The 6,000-nt window shown below is 68.6% G+C and carries 5 protein-coding genes and 1 rRNA gene; all 6 read right to left on the minus strand.

Annotation, left to right across the window (positions count from 1 at the left end; genetic code table 11):
* Positions 1–407 precede the first annotated feature (407 nt).
* The gene (locus tag ACZ45Q_RS20710) at positions 408–1,250 is read right to left on the minus strand and encodes a DUF881 domain-containing protein (protein WP_468263227.1); all 843 of its coding nucleotides are present in this window, start codon (positions 1,248–1,250) and stop codon (positions 408–410) included.
* Positions 1,251–1,255: 5 nt separating this feature from the next.
* On the minus strand, positions 1,256–1,588 hold the full coding sequence (locus ACZ45Q_RS20715; RefSeq protein ID WP_360225068.1) for a small basic family protein: 333 nt from the start codon (positions 1,586–1,588) through the stop codon (positions 1,256–1,258).
* Positions 1,585–2,487 (minus strand): DUF881 domain-containing protein, encoded by a 903-nt coding sequence (locus ACZ45Q_RS20720; RefSeq protein WP_468263230.1) that lies wholly within the window; start codon positions 2,485–2,487, stop codon positions 1,585–1,587. Before ACZ45Q_RS20720 ends, ACZ45Q_RS20715 begins: the two co-directional genes overlap by 4 nt.
* A gap of 97 nt (positions 2,488–2,584) precedes the next feature.
* On the minus strand, positions 2,585–5,080 hold the full coding sequence (locus ACZ45Q_RS20725; RefSeq protein WP_468263233.1) for a sugar phosphate nucleotidyltransferase: 2,496 nt from the start codon (positions 5,078–5,080) through the stop codon (positions 2,585–2,587).
* A gap of 114 nt (positions 5,081–5,194) precedes the next feature.
* On the minus strand, positions 5,195–5,803 hold the full coding sequence (locus tag ACZ45Q_RS20730; protein WP_468263235.1) for a CDP-alcohol phosphatidyltransferase family protein: 609 nt from the start codon (positions 5,801–5,803) through the stop codon (positions 5,195–5,197).
* Positions 5,804–5,914: 111 nt separating this feature from the next.
* A 5S ribosomal RNA gene (gene rrf / locus ACZ45Q_RS20735) occupies positions 5,915–6,000 on the minus strand; the annotation flags it as partial.

Raw genomic sequence — 6,000 nt, forward strand, 5'->3', positions numbered from 1 at the left:
TTGAGGTTGACGGTTGCCCGAAACCTATGCCGCCGGACTGTGCAGGGTCAACAGACGCCGCGCCCTGACCTCCGGAAATGTCACCGCCCGGACCAGCCACCTGGTCCCGGAACAGCGGGCGTCCGCCTTCCGCGTCGGGCTGTGCGCGATGACGAGCGGTGGCGTTGTCGCTGCCCTCTCGTGCACTCTTGCCGAACAACTTCGCAAACAACTTCACGGGCGATTCCCCTTGACCGAAACAGACCCGCCCGTGGGGCAGGACGAACCCTCACTGAACCTACCGGCCGACCCGGACATCCTCACAACGTCCGTCTCCACCAGACAGTTTCCACCACGCACCACCCAATCGGTGCGCCGACCCCCCGCAACCTCATGCCCTCGTCGGACGACCCCCATGCACCCCCGGTTCACTGGGAGGACGACCGAGCGTAGTCAGGCCGCTTCACCGCTCGCAAGGCGTCCACGACGATCTTGCCCGACCGCTCGACGGTGACGGTGGCCTGTTCCTTCTCCAGAGTCTGCACCACGCCTCCCGGGATGTTGAGCGCCGGTTCGAGATCCTGCGGCTTGCCGATGACCTTGAAACGATAGGGCGCGTTGATCTTGTTCCCGTCGACGCTCACATCACCGTCCGAGTCGGTCAGGTAGGTGCCGGCCACGACTCGCACGCCGTTCACCTGGATGGCTTCGGCACCAGCCGCACGCAGCTCCTGGATGGCGTCGAGCAGCATGTTCGCCTCGACCGTCCCCTTCGCGTCGTCGATCCTGATCGTGATGCCGGGCCCCTCGGCCGCCACGGTGCCCGCCAGGATGCCGAGTTGCCGCTCCTTCTCCAGTGTCTGCCTGCGGGCCTCCTCGGCCTGGTCGGAGCTGTTCTCCAGCTCTTCGCGCTGCTTCTCCAGCCCCTGCTTCTCGTCCTCAAGACGCTCCGTGCGGTCGTCGAGTTCATCGAGGATGCGGACGAGATCCTCCTGCCGGGCGCCGCGCAGCGCGCTGTCGCCGTCGCTGTTGGACGCCACTTGCACGGCCAGCCCGAATCCGAGGCCGAACAGCAGCAGGGCGACGATGAGTTGGGCCCGGCTGACCCGTGGGGGCCACAGCCCCTTCAGCAGCCGCTGGCGCCCGGTGAGCTCCGGCTGCGGCTCCTCGGCCGCCTGCGCTGTCCCGGCGGCGGGGCCGGCCGCCGCGGGCACCTCCTCGGGCAGCTCCTTGCGCAGCGGGCCGTCCGGCGTGCGGTCCTGGTCGCTCATCGGCCTCACGCCCGGAACACGTGCCGGCGGATCGCCGCGGCGTTGGAGAAGATCCGGATGCCCAGGACGACCACGACACCGGTGGACAGCTGGGCCCCCACGCCCAACTCGTCGCCGAGGAAGACGATCAGCGCGGCCACGACCACGTTCGACAGGAAGGAGACCACGAAGACCTTGTCGTCGAAGATGCCGTCGAGCATGGCCCGCAGACCGCCGAAGACGGCGTCGAGCGCCGCGACGACGGCGATCGGGAGATACGGCTCGACGGCCGCCGGAACCTCCGGCCGGACCAACAGCCCGGCCACGACTCCCACCACGAGGCCCAGTACGGCGATCACGATGTGCCCTTCTCGGTTTTCGGCTGTGCGGTACGTACGATCACGCTCGGAGCGGCGGCCAGCCTGACCTCGTCCTGCGCGGCGATGGACGTCCGGATCCCGTAGTTCTCCCGCAGCGCCCGCAGGTAGTACCCGTCCGGGGTGTCCTGGAAATCGGAGGCGAGCCGCTCGCCGTCCCCCACCGCGAGCACCGTGTACGGCGGTACCAGCGGCCTGTTGTCGACCAGTATGGCGTCACCGGCGGCCCTGATCGCGGACAGGGCGGTCAGCCGCTGCCCGTTGATGGAGATCGCCTCGGCGCCGGAGGCCCACAGCCCGTTCACCACGCGCTGCATGTCCCGGTCGCGCACCCTGCCGGTGTCGGAGAACCCGGAGGTGCCCCGCGGGCCGTCACCACCGGTGCCGGTGTCCTTCGCGTCGTCGATCACGAGCTTCACGCCGGGCCCGTGCACCGGGACGGCGCCCGCCAGGATGCCCACCAGGTCGGAGCGGCCACCGCCCCCGCCGCGCTCCAGCGCCTCCTGCTGCCGGGCGCCCACGTCCGCGCGGAGCTTGTCGATGGTCTCCTCGAGTTCGTCCGCGGCGGCGCTCTGCTCGTCGATGCGGTCGATGAGCTCCTCGCGCTCCTTGGCGACGGTCGGGGCCGTCACCCGCGCCTGTGCCGCGCCGACGGTGACCACGAGGGCGGCGAGCACCAGCCCGGCGGCCAGACCGAGCTTGGCCCGCAGCGTCTTGGGCAGCCCGCCCTGGCCCTCGGCGCGCTTGCGCGCGGCGGCTTCGGCGTAGCCGTCGTCCAGGCTGTGGTCCATGACGTTGGTGATCAACGACATGGAAGCATCCGGGCGCGGGGGCCGCGTGGATGTGCTCCGAACGGGGGGTTGCTGCGGCATGCCGCACATCGTCGCACGTCGCCGCCACCGCCTTCGAACGGCCCCGCCGAGTGCCGGACAGGCCCCCTTGAGGAGGCTTGTCCGGCACACCCGGGTGCCGCGCGGACTACCGGCCCGCGCTGTCCACCACGGCGGACCACTCGTCCAGCAGGGCCTGCGCGGAGGCGTCGTCGGGGCCCTCCGCCCACAGGTGGGTGACCGCTTCGGCCGGGTCGGGCAGCACCATCACCCAGCGGCCGTCGGACTCCACGACCCGGACACCGTCGGTGGTGTCCACGGAGCGCTCTCCGGCCGCCTCGACCACTCGCCGCATCACCAGGCCCTTGACCGCCCACGGGGTCGCGAGATCGCGCTTGAGGACGTGGGCCCGCGGAATGCGCGCGTCGATCTGGCTGAGGGTGAGCTGGGTCCGCGCCACCAGTCCGATCAGGCGCACGAACGCCGCCGTGCCGTCGTAGACGCTGCTGAACTCCGGAACGATGAAGCCGCCCTTGCCGTCGCCGCCGAAGATCGTCCCGTCCTCGCCGCCGACCCTGGTGAGGTCGTCGGGGGAGGTGGTGGTCCACTCGACCTGCGTGCCGTGGTAGGCCGCCACCTGTTCGGCGATGCGCGTGGTGGTCACCGGCAGGCCGACCCGGCCGCTGCGCCGCTCTGCGGCGATCAGGTCCAGCATGACCAGCAGCGCCCGGTCGTCCTCGATGATCCGGCCCTTCTCGTCGACGAGCGAGAGCCGCTCGCCGACGGGGTCGAAGCGTACGCCGAACGCCGCCCGGGACGACGCCACGATCTCGCCGAGGCGCACCAGGCCGGAGCGCCGCATGTCCGCCGACTCCGTGGGCCTGGACTCGTCCAGACCGGGATTGACGGTCAGCGAGTCCACACCGAGCTTGCCGAGCAGGCTGGGCAGGACGAGGCCGGCGCTGCCGTTGGAGGCGTCCACGACGACCTTGAGCCCGGACTCGGCGATCCCGGTGGTGTCGATGTTCCGCAGCAGCGACCCGGTGTAGGAGTCGTACACGCTGGCCGGGAAGTGCAGGTCGCCGATCTCGCCGGGGAACGCGCGCCGGTACTCCTGCCGCGCGAACACCCGGTCCAGCTTCCGCTGGCTGGCCTGCGACAGGTCGGCTCCCTGTCCGTCGAAGAACATGATGTCGACGGAGTCCGGAACCCCCGGCGTGGTCCGGATCATGATGCCGCCGGCGCTGCCTCGCGCGGTCTGCTGCCGCGCCACGGGCAGCGGCACGTTCTCCAGGTCGCGTACGTCGATGGCGCTGGCCTGCAACGCGGAGATGACCGCCCGCTTCAGTGCCCGGGCACCACGGGAGTGGTCGCGGGCCGTGGTGACCGTGGAGCCCTTCTTCAGCGTGGTCGCGTAGGCGCCGGCGAGCCGCACGGCGAGTTCCGGCGTGATCTCGACGTTGAGGATGCCGGACACGCCTCGGGCACCGAAGAGGTGCGCCTGCCCGCGGGACTCCCAGATCACCGAGGTGTTGACGAAGGCGCCGGCCTCGATGGTCTTGAAGGGGTAGACCCGGACGTTGCCCTGGACGATCGATTCTTCACCGACCAGGCACTCGTCGCCGATGACGGCGCCGTCCTCGATCCGCGCGGCGCGCATGATGTCGGTGTTCTTGCCGACGACGCAGCCGCGCAGGTTGCTGTGCGGCCCGACGTAGACGTTGTCGTGGACGACGGCCTTGTGCATGAAGGCGCCGCTCTTGACGACGACATTGGAGCCCACGACGGTGTGCTCGCGGAGCTCGGCGCCGGCCTCGACCTTGGCGTAGTCGCCGATGTAGAGCGGGCCTCGGAGCACGGCGTCCGGGTGCACCTCGGCGCCCTCGGCGACCCACACGCCCGGGGAGAGCTCGAAGCCGTCGATGTCGACGTCGACCTTCCCCTCGAGCACGTCGGCCTGGGCCTTGACGTAGCTCTCGTGCGTGCCGACGTCCTCCCAGTAGCCCTCGGCCACGTAGCCGTAGATCGGCTTGCCTTCCTTCATCAGCTGCGGGAAGACGTCACCGGACCAGTCGACGGGCACGTCGGCCTCGACGTAGTCGAAGACCTCGGGCTCCATGACGTAGATACCGGTGTTCACCGTGTCGGAGAAGACCTGGCCCCAGGTCGGCTTCTCGAGGAACCGCTCGACCTTCCCGTCGTCGTCGACGATGGTGATGCCGAATTCCAGCGGGTTCGGCACACGGGTCAGGCAGACGGTGACGAGCGCACCCTTTTCCTTGTGGAAATTGATGAGCTCGGTGAGGTCGAAGTCGGTCAGCGCGTCGCCGGAAATGACGAGGAAGGCATCGTCCTTCAACGCCTCCTCGGCGTTCTTGACGCTTCCCGCGGTACCGAGTGGCTTCTCCTCATTGGCATAGGTGAGCTCCATTCCGAGCTCTTCACCGTCACCGAAGTAGTTCTTGACCAGCGAGGCCAGGAACTGGACGGTGACGACTGTCTCGTTGAGCCCATGCCTTTTGAGCAGCCGCAGAACGTGCTCCATGATCGGCCGGTTGGCCACCGGCAGGAGCGGCTTGGGCATGCTCGAGGTCATGGGGCGAAGGCGCGTACCTTCGCCTCCGGCCATCACGACGGCCTTCATGTCGGAAGCGTCCTCCTCCAAGAGACGACGGTCTAGCCGACTTCACCCGCCTTGATTGTCCCGTACTTTTCCAGCACGGGCCATCGGGCCATAACGGCCACTTGAACTGCGGGGTCAATCAGCCATGGCGTCCGCCCGGACCAAACGGCGGACCTGCACCACGTAAAGAACACCTGCCCACCAGTAGAGCGTTGTACCCCATCCGGCGAACGCCCATCCGAAAATAGCAGCGAGTGACGAGATCCATCCACTTCCGTCACTGAGCAGGAGCAGCGGGAAGGCGTACATCAAGTTGAACGTCGCCGCCTTCCCCAGGAAGTTCACCTGCGGTGGCGGGTACCCGTGCCGCCGGAGAATACCCACCATGACCAGCAGGACCAGCTCACGCGCCAGGAGGACCAGCGTCAGCCACAGCGGCAGGATCTCGCGCCAGGTCAGGCCGACCAGTGTCGACAGGATGTAGAGCCGGTCGGCGGCGGGGTCGAGGAGCCGGCCCAGGCTGCTGATCTGGTTCCATCGCCTCGCGAGCTTGCCGTCCAGGTAGTCGCTGACACCGCTCAGGGCCAGCACCAACAGCGCCCAGCCGTCGCTCTTCGGACCGCCGAACTCGGGCCGCAGAATGAGCCACAGGAAGAGGGGCACGCCGACGAGGCGCGCCATGCTGAGGATGTTCGGGATGGTGAGGACCCGGTCAGTCTGGACACGGGTCTCCTGGACCTCCACCCGGGGGCCTCCTGGGGAACGAACCAACGATGCTCCCTGACCTTACCTCAACGCAAAAAAGCTCTGGCTCCCGGGCTGGGCGCCCAAGAGCCAGAGCTTTTCTCAAGAATTGTTCGGCGGCGTCCTACTCTCCCACAGGGTCCCCCCTGCAGTACCATCGGCGCTGTAAGGCTTAGCTTCCGGGTTCGGAATGTAAC

Source organism: Streptomyces sp. NPDC031049 (genome assembly GCF_055571015.1).

Bases quoted from the DNA above. Each gene is read 5' to 3' on its own strand.
- ACZ45Q_RS20710 (WP_468263227.1), bottom strand. From the start codon at position 1,250: ATGAGCGACCAGGACCGCACGCCGGACGGCCCGCTGCGCAAGGAGCTG.
- ACZ45Q_RS20720 (WP_468263230.1), bottom strand. From the start codon at position 2,487: ATGTGCGGCATGCCGCAGCAACCCCCCGTTCGGAGCACATCCACGCGG.
- ACZ45Q_RS20725 (WP_468263233.1), bottom strand. From the start codon at position 5,080: ATGAAGGCCGTCGTGATGGCCGGAGGCGAAGGTACGCGCCTTCGCCCC.